This is a genomic window from Paraburkholderia sp. PGU19 (assembly GCF_013426915.1).
Classification (GTDB): domain Bacteria; phylum Pseudomonadota; class Gammaproteobacteria; order Burkholderiales; family Burkholderiaceae; genus Paraburkholderia.
On the sequence record NZ_AP023182.1, the window covers coordinates 1007242 to 1030173 of the forward strand.

Genomic DNA, 22932 nt, shown 5'->3' on the forward strand with positions numbered 1-22932 from the left:
TTATGAAATCGTACGAGCAACTTTTCATCGACGGTCGATGGGTGGCACCTGTCAAGAAGTCAACCTTCGAAACTGTCGACCCTAGCACCGAGCAGGTGATTGCGAAAGTCGCCTCCGCGACCGCGGAAGACGTCGGCCTCGCCGTCGAGGCTGCCCGCAGAGCATTCGATGCGGGTCCGTGGCCGCGAATGAGCGGAGCGGACCGTGCGACCGTGCTTCGACGTATCGGAAAGGGCATCCGCGACCGAATCCAGGAACTTGCGGAAATCGAAGTCCGCGACAACGGTAAGCCATTGCCCGAAGCGCTTTGGGACCTTGGGGACGCCGCTGGCTGCTTCGAGTATTACGCGGGGTTGGCCGAAAAGCTCGACGTGAGCGCCGAAACATCCATCACGCTTGCCGACGACCGCTTCAGCTCGGTGGCTCGCAAGGAACCGGTCGGCGTAGCGGGTGCCATCATCCCGTGGAATTTCCCGATGCTGATGGCAGCGTGGAAGGTCGCTCCTGCTCTCGCTGCTGGCTGCACAATGGTACTCAAGCCGTCAGAGCTGACACCTCTCACCGCCCTTGAGCTGGCTCACATCGCGGCCGATGCTGACCTTCCGCCAGGCGTTCTGAACGTAGTGACAGGACTCGGCAAGGACGCTGGCGCGCCGTTGAGCGAACATCCAGGCATCGACAAACTCGCTTTCACTGGCAGTGTGCCGACGGGGAGCCGCATCATGCAGGCCGCCGCACGCGACATCAAGAACATCAGTCTGGAGCTGGGCGGGAAATCGCCGTTCATCGTTTTTGACGACAGCGACATCGATGCGGCCGTCGAGTGGATTATGTTCGGCATTTTCTGGAACCAGGGCGAGGTCTGTTCTGCGACGTCCCGGGTTCTTGTGCAGCGAGGCATCTACGAGCGGTTTATCGGGCGCCTGAAAGAAGAAACGCAGAAAATCACCATCGGCAACGGGTTGCAGGAAAATGTGCTTCTTGGTCCCCTTGTCAGCAAAGGGCAGTATGACAAGGTGCTCGAGGCCGTCGAACGTGGTGTAAGCGAAGGCGCGCGGCTCGTGGTCGGTGGCGGCCGACCAGCACATCTCGACAAAGGGTTCTTCATGGAGCCAGTTGTTTTTGCAGATGTGCCGGCCGATAGTTGGGTCTGGAACGAGGAAATTTTCGGGCCGGTCGTTTGCATCCGTCCTTTCGACGACGAGGTCGAAGCGGTACGCTCGGCGAACGATTCCCGATTCGGCCTTGCTGCGGCCGTCATGTCGCGCGACAGCGAGCGTTGTGAACGAGTCGCACGTGCGCTGCGCGCGGGTATCGTATGGATTAACTGTTCGCAACCGACGTTCACCGAAGCTCCGTGGGGAGGGTACAAGCAGAGCGGCATCGGTCGAGAGCTTGGTGAATGGGGCTTGAACAACTATCTGGAAACCAAGCAAATCACGCGGTACGACAGCGATAAGCCTTGGGGCTGGTACATCAAGTAAGGCGGGTCCATCATGCGCTGGAAAAAGACACTGCAAATTGCGGACGTTCATTGCGAAGGTGAAATCGGCAAGGTCATCACCGGGGGAGTTTTGGGAATCCCCGGTGCGACGATGCTCGACAAGATGAACTACATCAACAAGGTCGACGACAGCCTTCGCCGACTGGTTGTGCTCGAGCCGCGCGGTTGCCTTCAGATGTCGGTCAATCTGTTGCTCCCGCCGACGCGTCCGGAGGCGCACGCCGGGTTTATCGTCCTGCAAGCGGACAAGGCCCATCCCATGTCAGGCAGCAATGCAATCTGCGTGGTCACAGCGTTGCTCGAATTGGGCATGGTCGAGATGCAGGAGCCCGAGACAACGGTGGTCCTCGACACACCTGCGGGCTTGGTCACCGCACGGGCGACGTGCCAGGACGGTCGATGTACCGGCGTGTCGCTCGACATGGTGCCGTCATTCGTCGAGCAACTCGACTTCAGCTTTGATACCCCGAAGTTCGGCAGAATCCGGGCGGACATTGCCTTCGGCGGCGTCTATTACGCGCTCGTCGACGTTGAGCAGGTCGGACTGACGATAGCGCCAGAAAACGCTCGTGAGCTCGCCGAACTCGGTGTTGCATTCAAAGGCATTATCAACGGACAAATCAAGATTCAGCACCCGCTCTTCCCGGAAATCAACGAGGTTGCGTATGTGATGTTCCGCAACCGGCTGAGCGAGGCGCTTTTTCAGACCTGCACTACGCTGCCGCCAGGCAGGGTCGACAGGTCGCCGTGTGGTACGGGCAGTTCCGCCAACCTCGCGACGCTGGCGGCCAGAGGTTTGGCCGACGTCGGTAGCAGACTGAAGTCTCGGTCTACAATCGGCGGCGAGTTCAATGTCGAACTGCTTGGAAAAACCGAAGTGGGCGGCCGCGCTGCGATTCTTCCGCGTATTCAGGGGCGAGCGTGGCTCTATGGAATCCAGCAGATTGGGGTTGACCCCGATGACCCGTTGTCTGCCGGATTCATGATGAGCGATACGTGGGGCTCCGGTTTTCCGGCAGCCTGAGGCGGAGCGCGCACAATGATAAACTTAAATGCGCGCCCGTCCTTCCGGGCTCACGAAGACCCCGGTGGAACCATGAGCAAAGCGACAACGGAGACAGAGGCCAGTGGCCGCCGCCACGGCGGACGATACATCTATGAGGAGCTGCGCAAGCAGATTCTGACGCTCCAACTCAAGCCAGGTGCGCCGCTTGACGAGGTGTCGCTGGCCGCGCAGTTTGGTCTGTCGCGCTCACCCGTACGCGATGCGCTCGCTCGCCTTATCAGCGAGGGATTGGTCACCATTCTCCCGAACAGGACCACGCTGGTTACACCGTTCGAGATTGAAGAGTTTCCGAAGTACATCTCCGCTCTCGACCTCATTCAACGGGCAGTAACCCGCTTAGCGGCTTTGCATCGTACAGAGGCAGACCTCCAGCGTATTCGCAAAGCGGATGACCAGTACATGCAGGCGGTCGAAAGCGGCGACTATCAGGAGATGACCGAGACGAATAAGGCGTTGCACGTCGCTATCGCACACGCAGCGAACAATCCCTATTTCGTCGGCTATTACGAACGTCTTCTCGGTGAAGGGCAACGGCTTTCGCACCTTCACTTCGATTTCACCGTCACTTCGCCGACCGCCACCAAATTAGGTCGTGACCACGCCGACCTCATTGAGGCGATTGCGCGCAAGGATGCCGATATGGCGGAGAAGCTGGCGCATGAGCACACGATGTTGTTCCAGAAGCGGTTTCTGGACTACATGCGTCAGAACATGACCGAATCGATGGCGGTTTCTTGATAGCTCATAGGCGGCGCTGAGACCTCCATGCCGCCGTTTTGCTCTTCAAGTACGGTCGTCTTTCAGTTTGCGAAGGAAAGTCCACAGTTCTGGCGCATCGGACGTGGCAGCGTTAAACCTGAACCACTCCGAAGCGTGTTCACTTGGCCGGAAGTATGAGCCCGGCGCCAGCCAGATTCCCTTGCTTAACGCATCGTTTGTCACGGCGATGCTCTCTTCGGGGCGGATGGGCAGCTTCGCCCACAAAAAGAGCCCTGCATTCGGCGTGTGAAAAACTTCCAGACCGGCGTCGGACATCGACTGGGTCACCCTAACGTGAGCGTTGAACAGGCGCTCGCGTATGTGCGCAGTATGCCGGTCATAGTGGCCTTCAATGAGTACGTTTGCTACAGCGCGTTCTGTGACTTCAGATGATGTCAGGCCGACCGCCATCTTCGTGAGAGCAAAACGTGACAGCAACTCGCGCTTCGCGGCGATGTAGCCGACGCGCATCGCCGGTGTGATGGTCTTCGAAAACCCTGAGAGATAGATAACGCGCTGAAGTCCCTCCATGGCGGCCAAACACGGCGCGCCTGGAGGCGCAAGTTCTCGGGAGATGTCGTCCTCCACAACGTAAATGCCTTCCCTGTCCGCAATCTGCAAGAGTCGGAACGCCGATGAAGCGCTGAGCGACGTACCGGAAGGGTTCTGAAGCACGGTGTTGATGAACATGACCTTCGGACGATAGGTCTTCACGACCTCTTCGAGCTGCGCGGTGTCGATGCCATCCGGCGTGCGCGCAACGCTGACGACGTTCACGAACGCTACTTTGAGAATTTCGAGTAGATTGCAGTAGCACGGGTCTTCGACAACAACGGTATCGCCGGGTCCGAGCAACGTACGAACTACCAGGTCCAACGCTTGCGTCACTCCCTGTGTAAGCAACACGTCTTCGCTACCAACGGAAAGGGAATACTTGCGAAGCGAGCTCGCCACGTGCTCGCGCAACGTCACGAGACCGTACGGATGCCCGTACCCACCGATTCGCGAGCTCGGTACCCGACTGACGACTCTCAGTGCGTGCTGCACGCCGCTCTCATTTATCCAGTCATTTGGTATCCAGCCGCAACCAGCTTTGATAGGGACCGTTTTGTCGGCGAAGACGTCGGAGAGAAGCCAGGCCTTGTTTAAGCTCGGTGTGCTGAATGAGGGGGCGGATGGTGCGCTGGCTGCCGGGGTAGCGACGCGGTAGCTCGCTCCCGCACGAGCCACCACGAGTCCGAGCGAAACGAGCCGTTGATAAGCCTCGGATACGGTGTATGTGCTGAGGTTGTGCGTTTTCGCAAAGCCTCGAACGGAGGGCAATGTCGTGCCCGCTGGGTAAATTCCCTGTCTCAGTTCCTGCTCGATTGACGACACAATTTGGTCGACCAGTGTGCCTTCGTCCTTGCGAGAGCGGGTCAGGTTCAGCTTGAACATTTCCAATACAGTTCGGAGAAGAAAATCAATACGGTCTGACTGCTGGTTGCAGGCTGTCCAGTGATTGTAGCCGCCGAACTCATTAAAGTTGACTCCACATTCACGGAGTCAACACATGAGCTCGAATCAAACCAATCTGAATCTGTCGAACTTCTGGATGCCTTTCACGGCGAACCGTCAGTTCAAGGCGGCCCCTCGACTGTTCAAGTCCGCGAAGGGCATGCACTACACGACTACGGACGACCGTGCCGTGCTCGATGCGACGGCAGGTCTCTGGTGTGTAAACGCAGGTCATGGTCGCTCCGAAATTACCGAAGCGGTGCGCCAGCAGCTCGAGACGATGGACTATGCGCCGACATTTCAAATGGGCCATCCGCTGGCATTCGAAGCTGCCACCAAGGTCGCCGACTTCATGCCGGCAGGTCTCGACCGCATTTTCTTCACCAATTCGGGCTCTGAGTCTGTCGACACAGCGTTGAAGATGGCGCTCGCTTATCATCGTGCTCGGGGCGAAGGCCAACGCACTCGCTTTATTGGTCGCGAGCGCGGCTATCACGGCGTGGGCTTCGGCGGCATATCTGTCGGTGGCATCCTGCCGAACCGCAAGGCGTTCTCCGGCAACCTGATGCCACACGTGGACCACCTCCCGCACACGCATAACCTTTCGGAAGCTGCGTTCACACGAGGCCAGCCTACGTGGGGCGCGCATCTTGCCGATGAACTCGAGCGACTCGTCGCGTTACACGATGCATCGACAATCGCCGCTGTGATCGTCGAACCGCTTGCTGGTTCCACGGGTGTGCTGGTCCCTCCGAAGGGCTACCTCGAACGCCTGCGCGAACTGTGCACGAAGCACGGCATCCTGCTGATTTTCGATGAAGTGATTACTGCGTTCGGTCGCCTCGGCGCACCCACCGCAAGCGAGTACTTCAACGTCGTGCCGGACATCATCACGATGGCGAAGGCAATTAACAACGCGGCAATCCCGATGGGAGCTGTGGCGGCCAGCCGAGTCGTCCATGACACAGTGGTCAATGCTGGTGCCGAGAACGCCATCGAGTTCTTCCACGGCTACACCTATACGGCACACCCTGCGGCCGCAGCGGCGGCGGTAGCGACGCTGGACATCTACAAGCGTGACCGCCTGTTCGAACGTGCGAAAGAGCTGTCTGGAGTCTTCGAGGACGCAGCTCATGAGCTCCGAGGCTCTCCGCATGTAAAGGACATTCGCAATCTCGGTCTGGTTGCCGGTATCGAACTTGAATCGCGCGTCGGTGCCGTTGGCGCGCGCGCATATGAGGTATTCCTCAAATGTTTCGAGGCGGGTGTACTTGTTCGTTATACGGGTGACATCTTGGCTTTCTCGCCGCCGCTCATCGTGGACGAGAAGCAGATTGACCAGATTTTCTCGACGGTGCGTAACGCGTTACGCGACGTGGTCTGACTGTCACGGGTGAAATCTACGACGTAACGGAGGTTTAACCGCCGTCGCGAAAGATGTGCGGGGGCGTTGGCGGAGGGCGGTCGATCAGGGACAATACGGTCGGGCAGAGGTCGGGCCGCTAGCAGACACGATCCGCGGCTGCATGGCGAAGTGGTCCATTAGGTTGTGTCGCAATAAGGAAAGGCAGAACAAGAGTCGCGAAATAAGAAGGAATACTTACATCACAAGCGAGTAAAATCGATCGGCGGTAGTTTTGGTGATGCCATCGTCTTGCATCTGCTTCTTGCGGATCATGTGCATGGTCTCGATGCCACAAAGGATGATGCGTGCGCAGCGAAAGTTCTTGAACCCCATCATAGGCCTGACGATCCGTTTGATGGCGCGGTGATCCTGCTCAACGATGTTGTTCAGGTACTTGTTCTGCCGGACCCTGATCGGCGTTGGCCGGTCGGCGTTGAGTGCTTCAAGCGCGGCCAGATTGGCGCCGCTCCTGTCCACGGTAATCGTCTCCGGCTCGCCGTTCTCGTCAATCGCCTTCTCGAAGTAGCGGCGCGCAGCGGCCTTGTCTCGATGGGCGCGCAGCAGGAAATCAACGGTATTGCCCGCCTTGTCGACGGCGCGGTACAGAAATTTCCATTGGCCCTTGACCTTGACGTAGGTTTCATCTACGCGCCAGCTCCTGCCCACTGCACGCTTGTGCCGACGGAACGCTTTTTCAAACAGCGGCACGAGCTTGATGACCCAGCGGTGCACACTTGAATGATCGACCTCGATTCCGCGCTCTGCCATCATCTCTTCGAGGTTTCTCAGGCTCAACGAATACGCCACATACCAGCGCACGCACAGTAGAATCACATCCAGTGGATAGTGCAGTCGCTTCAGTACCTTGCCAATGCCAGGGGCAGCGTCTTGCGTGGCGTCTTCGTCTTTGCCATCATGCTCGTCATGCGTTACGTTGCAACAGATTCTACTCGACCGCGTTAGCGCGACAGAACCGCATTACGCAGCCCTGGCCAATCATCACGCGCTGCGCATGGTGTATCAGGCGCAAGAACACGCAATCGAAAGGGCCATGGAGTGGCTGGCCACGGAGTTTGAGGCGCGCGGCCCGGCTGTTGATCGCAATCGATACCTGATCAACGGGCCGGGCTATTGCTAAAAATTCTGATGTGTCTGTCAGACAAACGATTTGCCCAGGCTTACCGGGCGGCACCGTCAGGTGTCGGGATTCACAGCGACGAAGCTCTGGAACGCGCCGTAGGTCGGCTGGATCGGGACCAGGGCGTCCGTGACGATGCCGTACGTGTTGTCACCGCTGTCCAGTTCGTAGTACATCACCGACTGAATCGCATCCGTCTTGCGCGCTGCGTAGAATTCGCCGAGTTGCTGCGTGACGTAGCTCGCGCGGAATGTTTCGGTATCTTCGGGGTTCGCGTTCCATTCGGTGATCATGAACGGCACGCCATAGCGTGCCTTGCAGTAGACCGGCAGGTTGAAGCCAGGACCCGCGCCATCTGTGCCCACGTCGAAGATATCGCCGTAAACTTGATAGTTGTGCCACGTCGTGATGTCCCAGCGCACCTGGGGGTAACCACCTGTTCCATCCGGCTGCAGGCCATCCCACAGCATGTCGGAAGCAGCGACATCGGCCACGCAGAAGTTGATGCCGCACATGGCGTTCGGCTGCACGGACCTGATACCGTCGATCATGCCGCGCATGACGCCGCGCATGATGGGCCAGTTCGCGTTGTTGAAGTCAGTGCGCCCTGTTCCAGCCGTTGCCGAGTTCACGATGATCGCCGGGTCGCGCGTCAGTTCATTGCCACATTCGTACATCGTGACGCCATACGGCGCCAAGGCCGTGGCAATTGCCGCCGCCCCTGCAAAAGTCGCGTTGTAGCCCGCCGATTCACTCGTGTACAGTACACCGTTCGCGTCGTGGAGCCCGTAATTGACGAGGGTGAAAAGCGTCAGACCGGCGGACTGGAAAGCGCTCGCCATCGCCACCACCGGATTCAGCTGGGCCGGCGTGTTGATGCAACCGAGGCGGTACGTCGTGCAGCCGAGCGCGCGCAGCGCGCCGACGACCTGAGCGGGTGTAAAGGGATAGTCGTAGTGTCCGTTTATGCCGTAGAACGCACCCGGCGTCGCCGCCGCGGTGATACGCGGGTCCGCACACCGTAACCAGTTGCCGGCCCAGGTCAGGACATAGAACTGTCCACCCGTTCCCGATTGATAGATCATGCCGCCATACCACAACAGCAGGCTCACGTTGTAGGAATAGGGATCCTTGACGCTGTTCTTGTAGATATAGCCGTTCGAAACCGTCCAGATGTTGTTGGACTTGTCGATGATGTAGGAGGCAGGCGGAATCGTCGTGCCGTCTGCCGAAGTGCCCCCACGGCGCGGATCGAGACACTGTACCCACGTCGACCCGGTCCACTGATAGAAATTCCCGCTCGTGTTTTCCTGATAGACGCTGCCGTTGTACCACAGCAGCATGGTGACGTTGTACGAATACGGATCCTTTGTCCCGTTTTTGTAGATATACCCGCTCGAGAGCGTCCACACATCGCCGGCATTGTCGACAATGGACGCCGCAGGTGGAACCGTCGTGCCGTTGGGAGAAGCGCTCCGCCTCGTCCTTTTGGCAACGGCGGTGGTGTCAGCGCCCAGGTCGGAGCCGCTCCCCCCGCCGCAACCGCTGAGAACATAGCCGCCGCCGAGCGCTGTCAGGCAGCCAAGAAATTGGCGTCTTTTGATCATCGAAGTCTTCCGCTGCCGGGCTGGCCGGCAAAAAATGTGGAGGCGCTCATCGCGATACGTGCGTGCTAGTCTTGAGCGCCATATATCGGCATCCTTAATAGCCAGATACGTAGTATTCCTAAGTAATGGTGTCAGATTAATCGTCTGTCTGTATGTCGTCTCTCATGTGATTTGCATCACCGTCTATTCGCTGCCGTCGCTCAACATCTCGATGCGAGCGCACCGGCGTGAAGCGTTCAGCAATGTGTCACTAGAGTGGGCATCGACCCTTGGGTGGGGCCGAATGATAAGAAAGGAGACAACGACAGGCCGTGCGGCCATGTAGTTACTACGTAATTGGTGCCGTTGTCACCGTTTGTGGGTCATTTTTTTCGTTTAGCATATGACGAAACAGAAAAAACGAAATGGGAGATCGGTAGAAAATGTGGGCCAGCGCACATTCGATCGGGTAAGAATGACCGAATGTGATCGATGCACCGCGTGAAGGCGGCTAAAGGTGGTCATTGGCCGCCACCGGTGACAGTAACTGTGCCTCATACCTGGAACCTATTATCCTTATCGTTTAAAGGTGCCGGGCATTTGGGCCGCTCCTGAAAGCAGAATGGCACTTCGATCATCGGGACGTTTGTTCGAGCGCCGCCCTTACAATCTTTGGTGTTCTACTTCTTAGAGCAGCGCATATCCTTGGTCATCCGGAGAATATCAATTTCCTTCTTCCGGAGGACGTCTGTTGGAGGATGCATCGTGGAGCGCAGGCTTGCAGCAATTCTGGCTGCTGATGTAGCCGGCTACAGCCGTCTGATGGGCACGGACGAGGAAGGCACGCTCGCCCAATTGAAGGGGCACCGGCAAGCGCTCGTCGATCCGAAAATCGAAGAACATCGGGGCCGCATCGTCAAGACGACTGGAGACGGCATGTTGGTCGAGTTTGCGTCCGTGGTTGACGCAGTACGATGCGCGGTTGATGTGCAACGCAGCATGGTCGAGCGGAATGCTAGGGTCAGTGTCGATAAGCGGATCGAATTTCGGGTTGGCATAAACCTCGGCGACATCATCATCGATGATGATGACATTTACGGCGATGGCGTTAACGTCGCCGCACGGCTTGAGGGCATCGCCGAACCGGGCGGAATTTGCATTTCGCGCCAAGCACATGATCACTTACTCGAAAAACTATCGTTTACCTGCGAGAAGCTGGGGCTTCGGAACCTCAAGAACATCGCCAAGCCCGTCGAGGTCTATTCGGTGAACTTCGATTCCATCAGCGGGACGCAGGAGGTCAAATATTGCCGAGCATCTGATGGAGTACGCCTCGCCTATGCAACCATTGGGCAGGGACCACCTTTGGTCAAGACGGCGAACTGGATGAACCACCTTGAATATGACTGGGAGAGCCCGATCTGGCACCATTTGCTCGAGGGATTGGCGAGGAATTACACACTCACTCGATACGATGCACGAGGCAATGGGCTGTCAGATTGGGATGTCGATGAGGTTTCTCTTGAAGCATGGGTTGGCGACCTTGAAACCGTGGTCGATGCAGTTGGAATAGACCGCTTTCCGCTTTTTGGCGCCTCACAAGGCTGCGCTATCTCCATTGCTTATGCTGCCCGACATCCCGAACGCCTTTCTCATTTAATCCTGTATGGTGGTTTTGCGCTGGGCGGCAACAAGCGATCACCAGGGGAACATGAGAAACGAAAGGCGATGGGAACTTTGATGCGCCTTGGGTGGGGCATGGATGATCCGGCATTTCGGCAACTGTTCACTTCGCAGTTCATACCCGAGGCTACAAAGGAACAGGCTGACTACTTCAACGATCTTCAGCGGAAGACCACATCACCTGAATGCGCTGCTCGGTACTTTGAAGTCGTCGGAAATCTCGATGTGCGCGAATTGCTCCCGCAAGTGCAGGTGCCAACGCTCGTCTTGCATGTGCGTGATGATCTCTTGTGTCCTATCGATGCGGGCCGTCAAGTGGCCGCTGGAATTCCAGGTGCTCGGTTCATAGCGCTTCCGGGGCGGAATCACCTCTTTCTTAAGCACGAGCCTGCTTCTGCTCGGTTCTTTGAGGAGATCAATCTGTTTTTGAGTAAGTGATCCGGGTAGGAAACCTTTGCCAAAGGGGGACTGGGCTCTGACGAACTGCACAACGTATCCAATGTCTGGATCGGCCCGGAAGTAGGGGTAGAAGAACCCATGGTTGGGAGGTAGATGACCGCCGTTTTGTCAGCTGCGGCGTGCTTACAGTTGTCAGCCGCACCCTCTGTGGAGTCCGACTCCCCTCGCAAACGCGCGCATGCGAATGACCCATGTGCTCCGGGAGGAGACGCTGGAGCGTTTTGTTGTTGACCGGCAGCAAGGGGGCGAAAGCTGCGGCTTTCGAACGACGATCTCGATGCGCTGCGCAATGCGCCTTTGCTCGCGGGTTCAGAAAACACCTCCGGTGGGTCTCCCAATGGGAGCCCGAGGGATGGCCTCCAAACTGATGATCTTGAGCGGACTGACGAACAGAGCACTGCTCGATTGCCTATACCGGAGCGACGCCCGCCACTACCATGCCCAAGCGGGGCGCACTTTGGTCAGTCTGGTCGGTACTGTCGGCGCAAGCGGTCGGCTGCATCCCGCAGCACTTCCTGGGCGCGTACACCGGTGGCCTCCGAATAGCGCACCGAGGGAATCGCTAGGTTAAGAGATCCGATCGGAAAGCCCGTTGACGACAGGATTGCAACGCCGATGCCTACGATGCCTGGCGTGTACTCCTCGATGGAAAACGCAACTCCGCTTTCCCTAATCTGATTCAGTTGATCGACCAGAGATTCTTTTGTCGTGATCGTATTGGGCGTGAACCTCTCGAAGGTCACCGAACGAAGGTATTCGTTCCGCATGACGTCTGGCAGATGCGCGAGGATGACCTTGCCGCCGGACACTGCGTAGAGCGGGGCGACATCGCCAAGACGTAGGTGCGACAACAGCCTTTGCTGGCTGCTGACTGTGGCGACGACTTCGACCTGATCGCCTTTGAGCTGATTGAGCGCGCAGGACTCACGCGTCTGGAGCGTGATGTCTGAGAGGAACGGCTCAGCGCAACTGATCAGGTCGCGCAGCTGAGTGGTCTGCCGGGCAAGCTTGAGCACCGCATCGCCGAGGCAATAGGCTTTTGTCTCCGACACATAGCGGATGTAGCCCCGTGCCGACAGGCTTTGCAGGAGTTTAGTCAGACTGCTTTTGGGGATGTTGAGAGCTTGTGCGATCTCAGCATGGGACATCTCTCGGCCCCAGTGCGCCAGCAACTCGAACAGGTCGAGCGTGCGATCCGCCGACTTTACGGAGTTCGCTGTTTCCAGTTCCTGTTTCATCGTTTGACTCAATCTGTTCACATGTGGGAACAGATTATCTTCGCCCTGATCAACCGTCAACCTGTTGATTATCTTTAATCTTCGCGATATGTCCCTAGCGATGGTCCTCAAAGCGGTGACCAAGGGAGAACCCTTGTTGTTCCGAGATGGGAACATGTTCATCATAGAGAACATCGGAGGCAGTAAGACAGCTTAACCATGCTTTCACAACTTCCAGTCCATCGCGAGAGAGAAACCCGACATGCTTGAGGGAAAGACTATCGTTGTCACCGGCGTGGCATCCGGAATCGGTGCAGAGACCGCCAGAACGTTGCGCACCATGGGCGCCAGCGTAGTGGGCGTAGATCGCGTGACGCCGACGCACGGAGACTGTCACACTTTTCATGAAGCAGACTTGTCCGATCCGCGCGCTATCGATCGACTGGTCGATGCGCTGCCGTCAGGGCTGAACGGACTGTGCAATATCGCTGGCTTGCCGCCGACGGCGCCGCCCGCGTTCGTGCTGAAGGTCAATGCGCTCGGGCTCAGGCAACTAACACTTTCGCTTATCCACAAGTTCGCAAACGGCGCGTCGATCGTGAATCTGGCTTCGCTCGCCGGTCTCGACTGGGCGAAATCCTTGACCGAGATTGAGGCTTTTCACGATGTCGGCTTCGATGATGTCGACGCGTTCTGCGAACGATTCGACATACACGGTGCGCGGAGCTATTTCTTCTCTAAGGAGTATCTGATCGCGTGGACCTACGCGAACCGGTGGACGTGGCGAGCTCGGAATATACGTATGAATTGCGTCAGCCCCGGGCCGGTCGAGACACCGATCTTGAAGGACTTTATTGCGACACTGGGCGCGCGTGTTGAGGAAGACATGAAGATCATGGATCGCTCTGCGACGCCCGCTGACATTGCACCAGTGGTCGCCTTCCTGCAAACGGATGGCGCACGTTGGTTCAGAGGTGCGAACTTGACCGCTGACGGCGGCATGTCGTCGCACATCGCGCTGGCCCGGCTTGGTCTTTGAGCGAATTCTATCCGGAGAAGAACACGATGAACACATGGAACCAGGATCGCCACGGCGGTGACACGATGACGTATTCGATCAACGGGCCGCTGCTTATGCCGTTCTCGAACGTGAGACATCTTCCCTACGCCGAGAAGCTCCGCGCGGCGCAACTTGCCGGCTTCGGCGAGATGTCGCTGCATCCTCATGAAGTTCGCGACGTCATCGCCGGCGGCACGTCAGCGCGTCAGATGTTGGTGATGGCGGATGACCACGGCGTGCGCATCACACGCCTTGACCCACTGAGCAACTGGAACCCGCACTGGCTACCCACTAACATGGACGCCAGCTATATCAGGGATTTCAGTATTCCCGCCGTCGAGTTTTTCGAGTTGTGTGAAGAGCTCGGCTGCACGCATGCAAGCCTCAATGCGACCTTTGCCGCAGGCGTGGTCCCCTTCGACGAAATCGTCGAGCACTATGTGGCGACCTGCAGGCTCGCGAAGGATCACGGCGTCATCTGCGATATCGAAAACCTGCCGATGTGGGGCGTGGCGACGCTCAAGCAGGCGTGGGACATCGTGCTCGCCGCAGACGTGTCCAACGGCGGCCTCGTGTTTGATACGCTGCACTTCATTCGGAGCCGATCCGACCTCGGCACGTTGGAGTCGATCCCGGGCAGCATGATCCATTGCGTTCAGGTGAACGATGGTCCGCTCGAACTGACCCCGGGCAGGCGGCTCGAAGACAATTGTTTTGACCGTCTGTGGCCGGGCGAGGGCGAGTTTCCGCTGGTCGAGATTCTGCGTACGCTCGCACGGACGAATGGCCTCAATCAGGTCAACCCGGAAGTGTTTTCCCCGGCCAATTTCGGCAAGCCTGCTGATGAAATCGCTCGCCTTTCGTCGGAGTCTATTCGTCGCGTTCTGGACCAGGCGGGTATCGCCTGCGCGTCGTAACGCCAGGAGAACGGGGACATGGATTCGCACGAGAGCGGATATTTTACGGAAACCACCTCGATCGAGGTTGTCACCAGGCGTAATAAGAAGGCCACCAATGAGCGGATCAGATTCGCGATGGAGGTCATCACGCGAAAGCTGCATGAGGCGGTGAAGGAGATTGAGCCGACGCAGCAAGAATGGCTGCAGGCGATTCTTTTCCTCACAAAGACCGGCCATCTCAGCAACGAATGGCGGCAGGAGTTCATCCTGCTATCGGACGTGCTCGGCGTGTCGATGCTCGTAGATGCGATCAATCACCGCAAACCGTCGGGCGCGACCGAGAACACTGTGCTTGGCCCATTCCACGTGGAACGTGCGCCCGAGATGGAGATGGGCGACAACATTTGTCTCGACCAGAAGGGCGAACCCATGCTCGTGCGCGGCCGGGTCATCGATCTCGCCGGCAATCCGATCGGAAATGCGACGCTCGACGTTTGGCAGGCAAATGACGAAGGGTTCTACGATGTGCAGCAACGCGGCATTCAACCGGACTTCAATCTGCGAGGCGTATTTCGTACGGAATCCGATGGACGCTACTGGTTCAAGGCGGTCAAACCGAAGTTTTATCCGATACCGGATGATGGCACCGTGGGCCGATTGCTCGCGTTGCTGGGGCGGCATCCTTACCGACCCGCGCATCTTCATTTCATCGTGAAGGCCGACGGGTTCGAGACGCTCACGACGCACGTATTCGATCCGGACGACCCATATATCGACTCCGACGCAGTATTCGGTGTCAAGCGGAGTCTGATGGTTCGCTTCGAGCACGTGACTGAAGATGCTCGGCTGGCGGCGTTCGGATTCAGCGAGCCATTCTGGGAAGTCGAATATGACTTTGTGATGGCGCAAGCGGGACCACACAACTGACAACGGCCACGCGATTTACCTACGACGGACAACAGGAGAACACATGTCAGAAAGCAGCGAAATCTTCGAGCGGCTCGCGATCCGGGACCTGCTCGAGGACTGGGTAGTCCTGCGTGATGCAGGCGACTGGAAAGGCTTCCGTCAGGTCTGGCACGATGATGGCCGCATGATGGCGACGTGGACGCAGGGCACCGCAGACGAGTTCATTGCGATGAGCGTGGCGGGCTGGGAGAAGGGCGTCAGCATTCTGCACTTTCTCGGCGGAACGTCGATCAGGATCGCGGGCAATCGCGCCATTGCACAAACCAAGATGACGATCTCGCAGCGCGGCATGCTCGACGGCGTGCTCTGCGATGTCGTCTGCACGGGGCGTTTCTATGATTTCCTGGAAAAGCGCGACGGACGCTGGGGCCTAGTGTTGCGTCAGCCCATCTACGAAAAGGACCGCGCTGACCCAGTTGATCCTTCTGCGACGCTTAAGCTGGATGAAACTTTGCTTACGCAATTTCCTGTCGGCTATCGGCACTTGGCCTATCTGCAATCGCAGATAGGCTACAAGGTGAAGTTGAGGATGCCGGGCCTCAAGGGACCGGAAGTGGAGGCGCTATACGAATGCGGGCGACAATATCTTCTCAACGAAGCACCGGCCATGCTGCCGGAATTCTAAGGAGCCGACGTGGCATCGATCAATCTCTTCATTAACGGCGCCGATTCACCTGCGGCTAGCGGAATGACCTTCGTTCGTTCGAATCCTATTAGCGGCGAGCCGGTTAGCACCGCCGCGGCCGCGGCTCCTGCCGATGCCGTCCGAGCGGTCGAAGCAGCTGCAGCGGCATTTCCCGCCTGGTCGGCCACGCCGCCCGGTGCGCGTCGTGAAGCGTTGTTCCGTGCAGCCGAACGTCTGCTGGAATCGAGCGAAGCCATCGTGGCAATGATGGTTCGGGAAACGGGTGCAGCCAAAAGCTGGGCGAGTTTCAACGTCAAGCTTGGCTGCGACCTACTGCGCGAAGCCGGCGCAATGACGACCCAGCTGACTGGCGACGTCATTCCGACCGAAAAGGCTGGTTGCCTATCGATCGCATCGCGTGAACCCTGGGGCGTATGCTTGGGCATGGCGCCTTGGAACGCCCCAATCGTGCTGTTCGTGCGCGCGTTCGCGATGGCGGTGGCTTGCGGTAATACCGTTGTGCTCAAGTCGTCGGAGCTTTGTCCGGCGACGCACTACCTGATCACGAAAGCCGTGACGGAGGGCATTTTTCCGCCCGGCGTGATCAACCTCGTCAGCCACGCGGCCGAGGATGCACCGGAGATCGTGCAATGCCTGATCGCTCATCCGGCGGTGCGTCACATCAATTTCACTGGGTCGAGCCATGTGGGGAGCATTATCGCGCGTCAGGCGGGTGAACTGCTCAAGCCCGTCCTGCTGGAACTGGGCGGGAAGTCCCCGCTCGTCGTGCTCGACGACGCCAACATCGACGACGCCGTCGACGCGGCCATCTTCGGCGCGTTCATGCATCAGGGGCAGATTTGCATGGCCACCGGGCGCGTAATCGTACTCGATGAAATCGCTGACGAGTTCGTCGCGCGATTCGCAAAGAGGGCGGCGGGTCTCGAAGCGGGCGACCCGTCCAAGGGTGCGACGCTCGGTGCGCTGATCGGCGAGGCCTCGGCGCAGCGCGTCGGCAAGCTTATCGACGACGCGATCACGAAGGGCGCGCAGCGCAAGTCCGGTGGCATGCAGCAAGGTGCGATCATGGACGCCACGGTGCTGGATCGCGTAACGCCAGAGATGGACATATATAGAGCCGAAGCTTTCGGGCCGGTCGTTCCTGTCATCCGGGTTCGAGACGACGACGAAGCCGTTCGAGTCGCCAATGATACGGAATATGGCCTGTCCGCTGCCGTTTTCAGCCAAAACATTGACCGGGCGCTCGGGGTCAGCCGGCGCATCGAGAGCGGTATCTGCCATATCAACGGTCCGACAATCCAGGACGAAGCACAGATTCCATTTGGCGGGGTGAAAGCGAGCGGCTACGGTCGCTTCGGCGGGCGCGGCGGGGTGGAGTCCTTCACCTATTCGCGCTGGATCACCATCGAAACGAAAAAACCTCACTACCCGTTCTAAATGCCAAGGTGACGACGCGGGCCGCCTGCTGGCCCGTGGATCTTATAAGGCTGTACACGTAGGATGCCTAACTTTATTGTTGTTCAATTTATTAAATTAGCTCAATACGGAGACAAGCAATGATCAAGAACTCGCTCAGATGGTCGGGTAGCGCAGGCAGGCTTGCGCGTGTGGCGTCGCGGTGCGCGGCGTCCCTGGCTGTGGCGTTGTCGTTCTCACCGGCACAGGCAGCGCCGGCAAAAGTGCCTGCGATCTACTTCGGGATCGGCACAGAATCGAGTGAGTACTGGGCGGCAACTGTTGTCGGCGCAAAGGCGGTCGCGGCATCCGTCAATGCTAGATTGCAGGTGATGACGAGCGAGTTTCAGGGACAGAAATTCTTGCAGGATTACGGTGCGATTTTCGCCGCGGGCTGCAAGGATTGCGTGGCGATTCTCGATCCTGTGTCCAGTGCGTTCACCAAGGCGATCGTCGACCGCGCTACTTCAGCGGACGCCAAGATCATCACGATCTGGAACCGTCCCGATAACATTCACCCGTATGACCTGGATCCGTCCAACTGGATCGCGCATATTGCATTCGACGGCGTCGAATCGGGATATCGCAATGGAATGGCCTTATGCAAGGCAATTGGTGGCTCGGGCGGCGTCGTGGCTATCGAAGGCGTGGCGGACAATCCATCAACCAAGCAGCGCTTCGCGGGCTTGAAGAAGGCGATGGCAGAGTGCCCAGGGATGAAATTGCTGGATCGCCAGTATGCGGACTGGGATCAAACCAAAGCGCAAGTACTGACGCGCGGATGGCTGGCGCGCTACGGCAACACCCTGAAAGCCGTTTTCTCCGAGAATGATTCGATGGCGATCGGCGCGATCGGCGCGATCGCGGCGCTCAAGGAGCGCGGACTCGCGGGGAAGGTTGCCGTGTCCGGAAGCGATGGCTCCATCGCGGCGCTGAATCTGATCAAGTCAGGCGACATGGTATCGACCATGTGGATCGATGGCGTGATGCAGGGCGCATTTGCAACCGCGCTCGGCTACGGCGCGGCCACGGGCGACATCGACGTGCAAAAGCTTTCGCACGCCCAACGCGATGTCTACCTCAAGCAGACGCTAGTCACGAAGGAGAATGTCGACGACATTCTGAATCGAAAGGTCGATCCCGCCGATTACACGTACGAAAAGGTCAAGGCACGGATGTGGCAGAGCGTGGCGAGCCAGATTCCGCCGGCGGCCTTCAAATGAGTCGAGCGGCAGGCGTCGCGCCTGCCGCCAGACGATCCGAAACCTGCGTTTTTTGTGTCCGTTAGAAACCATGAACCTGTTTCGTCATCATCTTCGCGAGCGGGGATCCCTCCTCGTGTTGCTGGGCCTAGTCGTGCTCTTTTCGTGCGCCGGCGATGGTTTCGCGAGCGCCGACAACCTGCTATCCGTCCTCGAGACGAGCGCAATTCCGTCGATTGCGGCGGTAGGCCTCACCTTTGTCATGCTTCAAGGCTCGATCGATCTTTCTATCGAAGGTATTGCGTCGCTCGCCTGCATTCTGACCGGACTGTACGTGGCCAACTCAATCACCGGCCACCACAATCTGCCTGTCGCCCTGATCGTCGCGCTGGGAGCGGGTCTGTTGTTCGGCCCGTTCAACGGGCTGATGTACGCGAAACTGCGCATCCCGTCTCTCATCGTAACGCTGGGAACCTGGTTCGTCGCTGGTGGCCTTGCCACCTACTTGTTCCCGTCGCGGCAGCCGCAAATTACTGACGACGCCTTTCTCTCCATAGCGCTGACCAAACACTTCGGACTGAGCGGCATTGTCTACGTGGCCGTGTTCGTGATCGCGGTGGCCTATGTGATCCAGACCCGTACCCGCGTTGGGCGTCTCAGTTTCGGGATCGGCGCGGACGAACGGCTGGTTCGGCTTGCGGGACTGAAGGTCGAGCGCATCAAACTTGTCGTGTTCGCGATGTCGGGATTCTTGTCTGCCTTGTGTGGGTTGCTGCTGGCGGCGCAACTCGGCGTAGGCAATCCGCGTGCCGGCGACGGCCTGCTGTTTCCTGCGGTCAGCGCAGCGGTGATCGGTGGCACGCTGCTCAGCGGCGGACGGGGCGGTGTGTTGCAGACGCTGACTGGTGTGCTGATTCTGTCCGTGCTGCGTAACGGTCTGCTGCAGGTCGGAATGGATCCGCTGTTGATTCAAATCGTCGAGGGCGCCACCATCGTCCTTGCTGTCGTGGCTGGCTCCTGGCACCTGCGTGCAAAACTGAGGGTCGCGAAATGACGCTACCGATCTATGAAATCCGAGGGTTGACTAAGCGCTTTGGCAGGGTGACAGCGCTGGACCAGGTTGATCTGAGACTGAACGCCAACGAAGTCGTTGGTCTCATTGGACAGAACGGCTCCGGCAAGTCGTCGCTCATGAAGACCATGGCTGGCGTGCAGATGGCCGACGAAGGGGCGATGCTGTTGCGGGGGCAGGAAGTGCGCTGGCGTTCGACGGCTGAAGCCGCGCGCCGCGGTATCGGTCTCGTGCATCAAGAGCAGTCGCTGATCCCGAACCTGACAGTCGCGGAGAATATTTTCCTCGATAAGTCATGTTCGTTCTTCCGGCATGGATGGTATTGCTGGAAAGACCTGCTTGCTGCCGCGCGGATTCAGCTCGACAAGATCGAACTCGACATTCGCCCGGATATGTTGGTCGAGCGACTAGGCTTCGCGCAGCGCCAGATGGTGGAACTCGCCAAGGTGCTGTCGCTGGAGGAAATGGTGGACGATGATCTGGTGATCATGTTCGACGAACCGACATCGATGTTGAGCGATCCTGAAATCGAGGACCTGTTCAACCAGATACGCCGCATCCGGCACCGCGCGTCGGTCGTTTTCATTTCACACCGAATGGACGAGGTGCTCGAACTTTCCGACCGGGTCTACGTGTTGAGCGATGGCAGGCAGGTCGCGCAGCGCACGAAGGGACACGTCGATGCGCAGGAGCTCTACGAACTGATGGTCGGAAAGCAGCGAAGCACGGTGAAGCGTACGGCGACGCCTAACGCAAGCGACCGGCGCGAGGCCGTGCTGTGGCTTGACGAGGTCCGCATTGACGGCGACGTCGGTCCGATATCCGTGCGCGTGGGGGTGGGTGAAATCGTAGGCTTGATTGGCGTGCAGGGTTCCGGTGCGGAAACGCTGTGCCGCTCGTTGTTCGGGCTGGAGGAGGTGCGTAGCGGTGTGGTGTCGTTTGAGGACGAAAAGGTCACCATCCGTTCGCCGGCGGACGCGATACGACGCGGCATAGGGTATCTACCCGCTGAACGCAAGAAGGAGGGCATGCTCGCGGGCATGAGCATCGCAGACAACATGACGCTCACATTCGGATTTGACTATGCGCGCGCGGGCGTCCTCGCAGACCGGGCGAAAGAGCATGCGCAGGCGCAACGCTGGGTGTCGCGGCTGAAAGTGAAAGCGCCGTCGCTAGACGAAAATATCGAGCGCCTGAGCGGTGGCAATCAGCAAAAAGCCGTGCTCGGAAAATGGCTGATGAGCCGAAATCTGAAGCTGCTGATTATGGATCATCCGACGCGCGGGCTCGACCCCGGCGCGCGAGCCGATCTGTTCGAAACTATGGGGGAAATGGCAGCCGATGGCCTGTCGATCCTATTCGTCGCGGACACCCTGGACGAGGTCCTCCTAGTCAGCGACACGATCGTGGTTATGCGTGATGGCCAGATCAGCGCCACTTTCGAGAACGTCGCATCTGCGGCGCCCGCCGAAGAGACCATCGTGAGAGCTATGGTATGAAACTATCTCAATTTTCGCTTGGCAATGAGCACTCAGGCAACGCCGAGCCGAACCACGCGTCATGGCAAATCCGGCTCGCCGCGTTGCGAACCGCAGGCCCCCTTTTCGTGCTGCTTTGTCTCGTTCTAGTTGTCGCCGTTTTGTCTCCGTCGGCGCTTTCGATGCATTCGCTCGCATCGTTCTCCATTGACGCCGCACCCTTGCTGTTGCTGGTGATGGGCAGCACGATCCCTATCCTGATCGGCGGCATCGACCTGTCGGTCGCCGCCATGGCAACGATCGCGGGCGTAAGCGTGAGCCTCTTCGCGCCCGCGATTGGATCATGGGCCGTGCCCGCCACGCTCGGACTCGGACTCGCAGTCGGAGCATTACAAGGCTTCGTCCACGCTAAATGCCAAGTACCTTCGTTTGCCGTGAGCCTCGGTACGTTGGGTATCCTTTCTGGCCTTGCTATGTATTTGACCGGCGCGTCTTCCGTGCCGATCGACACCGGTTTGCGCATCTTCGATTTCATCACCGCGTCGAGTCTGGGCATTCCACATTGCGTGTTCATAGTGCTGATCGTCTGGATGTTGCTGGTTTTCGCCATGCGCTATCTGAAGCTCGGACGACACGTCTATGCACTCGGCATTCACGAGCGCGCCGCCGTGATGTCGGGCGTCGATGCGCTGAAAACTCGCGTCGTGGTTTTCGCACTCTCCGCGCTATGCGCGTCCATGGCAGGCGTTTTGTATGTCTCACAGACGCTCTTTTCATCGCCGACGCTGGCCCAAACGATGGTCCTGCCAGCGATCGTCGGCGTGGTGCTCGGTGGGACTGCGATTTCGGGCGGTGTCGGAAGCATCGCAATGAGCATCGTGGGCGGGCTGACAGCGGCATTCCTGCGGATTGCTTCGGTGGTGATCGGCCTGCCGCCAACCACGCAGGACATCGTGTACGGACTGGTCGTGTTGGCTGCCGTCGCGCTTACGCTGGATCGCGAGAAGCTCGGCATCGTCAAATAGTCGGCTAGGCCGGCGCTCTTGAGTGAGGAGGAAAACGATGAGTGATTCGACACCGGGGGTCGCCCTTGTGACTGGAGCGTCGCGTGGGCTGGGCGTGGCGATGGCCAAAGCCTTGGCGCGCGACGGATGGACGGTCGCGGTGAACTATGCGCGCGATACCTGCGGAGCGGAGCGGGTCGTGGAGGACATCGTCCACGCAGGCGGGCGAGCGCTTGCCGCTCGCTTCGACGTGACGGATGAGCACGCGGTGCGCGAGGGAATTGCGCGCATCGCAGCCACGATTGGCCCAGTCGACGTTGTCGTAAATAACGCTACCGGGCCTCAACCCTACATCGCGTTATCTGAACAGACGTGGGAAGACCATCTCGACCAGCTGCGGTTCTTCGTGAAGGCGCCGCTTCTGCTGCTGCAGGCCGTACTACCTGACTGGCGCAGCCGCAAGACGGGCCGCGTCATCAACATCGGTAGTGAGGTGGTGGAAATTGGCAATCCGCTGTTTGGCCACTATGTCGCGGCGAAGGGCGCCATGCTAGGGCTGACCCGCTCGTGGGCGCGCGAACTCGGACCGGAAGGTATCCCAGTCAATCTGGTCGCACCAGGCTGGATCCCAGTGGAACGCCATCGAGATAGCGATCCGCAAATGCTGGAGGACTATCGGAGGCAGGTCGCCTTCGAGCGGATCGGTTCGCCCGATGATGTCGCCTCTCTGGTGGCTTATCTCGCGTCGAACGAGGCCAATTTCATTACTGGACAGACATTCGCCGTGAACGGTGGACGTACGCTTGCCTGATTGGCGAGTTTCAACCGACGAC

At 58.6% G+C, this 22932-nt stretch carries 20 protein-coding genes; 16 read left to right on the top strand and 4 right to left on the bottom strand.

Features of this window, described 5'->3' with window-relative positions:
* Nucleotides 1-2 precede the first annotated feature (2 nt).
* The 3 genes from H1204_RS45005 to H1204_RS45015 all read left to right on the top strand — a co-directional run bounded on the left by H1204_RS45005 (nucleotide 3) and on the right by H1204_RS45015 (nucleotide 3308).
* The gene (locus H1204_RS45005) at nucleotides 3-1484 is read left to right on the top strand and encodes an aldehyde dehydrogenase family protein (protein WP_180735428.1); all 1482 of its coding nucleotides are present in this window, start codon (nucleotides 3-5) and stop codon (nucleotides 1482-1484) included.
* A gap of 12 nt (nucleotides 1485-1496) precedes the next feature.
* Nucleotides 1497-2528: a proline racemase family protein gene (locus tag H1204_RS45010; protein ID WP_180735429.1), complete on the top strand. Its 1032-nt coding sequence runs from the start codon at nucleotides 1497-1499 to the stop codon at nucleotides 2526-2528.
* A 72-nt stretch (nucleotides 2529-2600) separates the two neighbouring features.
* Complete coding sequence (locus tag H1204_RS45015) at nucleotides 2601-3308, top strand: GntR family transcriptional regulator (protein WP_180735430.1); 708 nt, start codon at nucleotides 2601-2603, stop codon at nucleotides 3306-3308.
* A 45-nt stretch (nucleotides 3309-3353) separates the two neighbouring features.
* Here H1204_RS45015 and H1204_RS45020 read toward each other — a convergent pair whose 3' ends face one another.
* Entirely contained in the window at nucleotides 3354-4766 is a 1413-nt protein-coding gene (locus H1204_RS45020; RefSeq protein WP_180735431.1) for a PLP-dependent aminotransferase family protein, read from the bottom strand.
* Between the two features lie 115 nt (nucleotides 4767-4881).
* On the opposite strand from H1204_RS45020, the gene H1204_RS45025 reads away from it, so the two are divergent.
* Complete coding sequence (locus H1204_RS45025; protein WP_180735432.1) at nucleotides 4882-6210, top strand: aspartate aminotransferase family protein; 1329 nt, start codon at nucleotides 4882-4884, stop codon at nucleotides 6208-6210.
* A gap of 216 nt (nucleotides 6211-6426) precedes the next feature.
* Here H1204_RS45025 and H1204_RS45030 read toward each other — a convergent pair.
* Nucleotides 6427-7148 (bottom strand): IS6 family transposase gene (locus tag H1204_RS45030; RefSeq protein ID WP_243469013.1). Its coding sequence is split into 2 segments (ribosomal slippage): nucleotides 6427-7109 and nucleotides 7109-7148, totalling 723 coding nucleotides; the frame shifts between segments, so codons are not numbered across the junction.
* A 17-nt stretch (nucleotides 7149-7165) separates the two neighbouring features.
* On the opposite strand from H1204_RS45030, the gene H1204_RS45035 reads away from it, so the two are divergent.
* Nucleotides 7166-7369, top strand: coding sequence for a hypothetical protein (locus tag H1204_RS45035; protein ID WP_180735433.1), 204 nt, complete (start codon nucleotides 7166-7168; stop codon nucleotides 7367-7369).
* A 56-nt stretch (nucleotides 7370-7425) separates the two neighbouring features.
* Here the strand turns inward: H1204_RS45035 and H1204_RS45040 are convergent, their stop codons facing one another.
* The gene (locus tag H1204_RS45040) at nucleotides 7426-8976 is read right to left on the bottom strand and encodes a hypothetical protein (RefSeq protein WP_180735434.1); all 1551 of its coding nucleotides are present in this window, start codon (nucleotides 8974-8976) and stop codon (nucleotides 7426-7428) included.
* 744 nt (nucleotides 8977-9720) lie between these two features.
* On the opposite strand from H1204_RS45040, the gene H1204_RS45045 reads away from it, so the two are divergent.
* On the top strand, nucleotides 9721-11076 hold the full coding sequence (locus H1204_RS45045) for an alpha/beta fold hydrolase (protein ID WP_180735435.1): 1356 nt from the start codon (nucleotides 9721-9723) through the stop codon (nucleotides 11074-11076).
* Between the two features lie 482 nt (nucleotides 11077-11558).
* On the opposite strand, the gene H1204_RS45050 is transcribed toward H1204_RS45045, so the two are convergent.
* Nucleotides 11559-12335: an IclR family transcriptional regulator gene (locus H1204_RS45050; RefSeq protein ID WP_180735436.1), complete on the bottom strand. Its 777-nt coding sequence runs from the start codon at nucleotides 12333-12335 to the stop codon at nucleotides 11559-11561.
* A gap of 241 nt (nucleotides 12336-12576) precedes the next feature.
* On the opposite strand from H1204_RS45050, the gene H1204_RS45055 reads away from it, so the two are divergent.
* From H1204_RS45055 to H1204_RS45100, 10 genes are all read left to right on the top strand, one after another.
* Complete coding sequence (locus H1204_RS45055; protein WP_180735437.1) at nucleotides 12577-13353, top strand: coniferyl-alcohol dehydrogenase; 777 nt, start codon at nucleotides 12577-12579, stop codon at nucleotides 13351-13353.
* Nucleotides 13354-13379: 26 nt separating this feature from the next.
* On the top strand, nucleotides 13380-14291 hold the full coding sequence (locus H1204_RS45060; protein ID WP_180735438.1) for a sugar phosphate isomerase/epimerase: 912 nt from the start codon (nucleotides 13380-13382) through the stop codon (nucleotides 14289-14291).
* An 18-nt stretch (nucleotides 14292-14309) separates the two neighbouring features.
* On the top strand, nucleotides 14310-15200 hold the full coding sequence (locus tag H1204_RS45065; protein ID WP_180735439.1) for an intradiol ring-cleavage dioxygenase: 891 nt from the start codon (nucleotides 14310-14312) through the stop codon (nucleotides 15198-15200).
* A gap of 43 nt (nucleotides 15201-15243) precedes the next feature.
* A complete protein-coding gene (locus H1204_RS45070) occupies nucleotides 15244-15867 on the top strand; it encodes a nuclear transport factor 2 family protein (protein ID WP_180735440.1) in 624 nt (207 codons plus the stop codon).
* A gap of 63 nt (nucleotides 15868-15930) precedes the next feature.
* Entirely contained in the window at nucleotides 15931-17325 is a 1395-nt protein-coding gene (locus H1204_RS45075) for an aldehyde dehydrogenase family protein (protein WP_180736333.1), read from the top strand.
* Between the two features lie 119 nt (nucleotides 17326-17444).
* On the top strand, nucleotides 17445-18566 hold the full coding sequence (locus H1204_RS45080) for a sugar ABC transporter substrate-binding protein (protein ID WP_180735441.1): 1122 nt from the start codon (nucleotides 17445-17447) through the stop codon (nucleotides 18564-18566).
* Between the two features lie 70 nt (nucleotides 18567-18636).
* Complete coding sequence (locus H1204_RS45085; RefSeq protein ID WP_180735442.1) at nucleotides 18637-19599, top strand: ABC transporter permease; 963 nt, start codon at nucleotides 18637-18639, stop codon at nucleotides 19597-19599.
* Entirely contained in the window at nucleotides 19596-21116 is a 1521-nt protein-coding gene (locus H1204_RS45090) for a sugar ABC transporter ATP-binding protein (RefSeq protein ID WP_180735443.1), read from the top strand. Before H1204_RS45085 ends, H1204_RS45090 begins: the two co-directional genes overlap by 4 nt.
* A 161-nt stretch (nucleotides 21117-21277) precedes the next feature.
* Complete coding sequence (locus H1204_RS45095; protein ID WP_180735444.1) at nucleotides 21278-22120, top strand: ABC transporter permease; 843 nt, start codon at nucleotides 21278-21280, stop codon at nucleotides 22118-22120.
* Nucleotides 22121-22157: 37 nt separating this feature from the next.
* The gene (locus H1204_RS45100) at nucleotides 22158-22910 is read left to right on the top strand and encodes an SDR family oxidoreductase (protein WP_180735445.1); all 753 of its coding nucleotides are present in this window, start codon (nucleotides 22158-22160) and stop codon (nucleotides 22908-22910) included.
* The last annotated feature ends 22 nt before the right edge of the window (nucleotides 22911-22932 follow it).

Bases quoted from the DNA above. Each gene is read 5' to 3' on its own strand.
- H1204_RS45055 (WP_180735437.1), top strand. From the start codon at position 12,577: ATGCTTGAGGGAAAGACTATCGTTGTCACCGGCGTGGCATCCGGAATC.
- H1204_RS45095 (WP_180735444.1), top strand. From the start codon at position 21,278: ATGCATTCGCTCGCATCGTTCTCCATTGACGCCGCACCCTTGCTGTTG.
- H1204_RS45025 (WP_180735432.1), top strand. From the start codon at position 4,882: ATGAGCTCGAATCAAACCAATCTGAATCTGTCGAACTTCTGGATGCCT.
- H1204_RS45085 (WP_180735442.1), top strand. From the start codon at position 18,637: ATGAACCTGTTTCGTCATCATCTTCGCGAGCGGGGATCCCTCCTCGTG.
- H1204_RS45005 (WP_180735428.1), top strand. From the start codon at position 3: ATGAAATCGTACGAGCAACTTTTCATCGACGGTCGATGGGTGGCACCT.
- H1204_RS45090 (WP_180735443.1), top strand. From the start codon at position 19,596: ATGACGCTACCGATCTATGAAATCCGAGGGTTGACTAAGCGCTTTGGC.
- H1204_RS45020 (WP_180735431.1), bottom strand. From the start codon at position 4,766: ATGTTCAAGCTGAACCTGACCCGCTCTCGCAAGGACGAAGGCACACTG.
- H1204_RS45050 (WP_180735436.1), bottom strand. From the start codon at position 12,335: ATGAAACAGGAACTGGAAACAGCGAACTCCGTAAAGTCGGCGGATCGC.
- H1204_RS45060 (WP_180735438.1), top strand. From the start codon at position 13,380: ATGAACACATGGAACCAGGATCGCCACGGCGGTGACACGATGACGTAT.
- H1204_RS45015 (WP_180735430.1), top strand. From the start codon at position 2,601: ATGAGCAAAGCGACAACGGAGACAGAGGCCAGTGGCCGCCGCCACGGC.
- H1204_RS45080 (WP_180735441.1), top strand. From the start codon at position 17,445: ATGATCAAGAACTCGCTCAGATGGTCGGGTAGCGCAGGCAGGCTTGCG.
- H1204_RS45010 (WP_180735429.1), top strand. From the start codon at position 1,497: ATGCGCTGGAAAAAGACACTGCAAATTGCGGACGTTCATTGCGAAGGT.
- H1204_RS45065 (WP_180735439.1), top strand. From the start codon at position 14,310: ATGGATTCGCACGAGAGCGGATATTTTACGGAAACCACCTCGATCGAG.
- H1204_RS45070 (WP_180735440.1), top strand. From the start codon at position 15,244: ATGTCAGAAAGCAGCGAAATCTTCGAGCGGCTCGCGATCCGGGACCTG.
- H1204_RS45075 (WP_180736333.1), top strand. From the start codon at position 15,931: ATGACCTTCGTTCGTTCGAATCCTATTAGCGGCGAGCCGGTTAGCACC.
- H1204_RS45040 (WP_180735434.1), bottom strand. From the start codon at position 8,976: ATGATCAAAAGACGCCAATTTCTTGGCTGCCTGACAGCGCTCGGCGGC.
- H1204_RS45100 (WP_180735445.1), top strand. From the start codon at position 22,158: ATGAGTGATTCGACACCGGGGGTCGCCCTTGTGACTGGAGCGTCGCGT.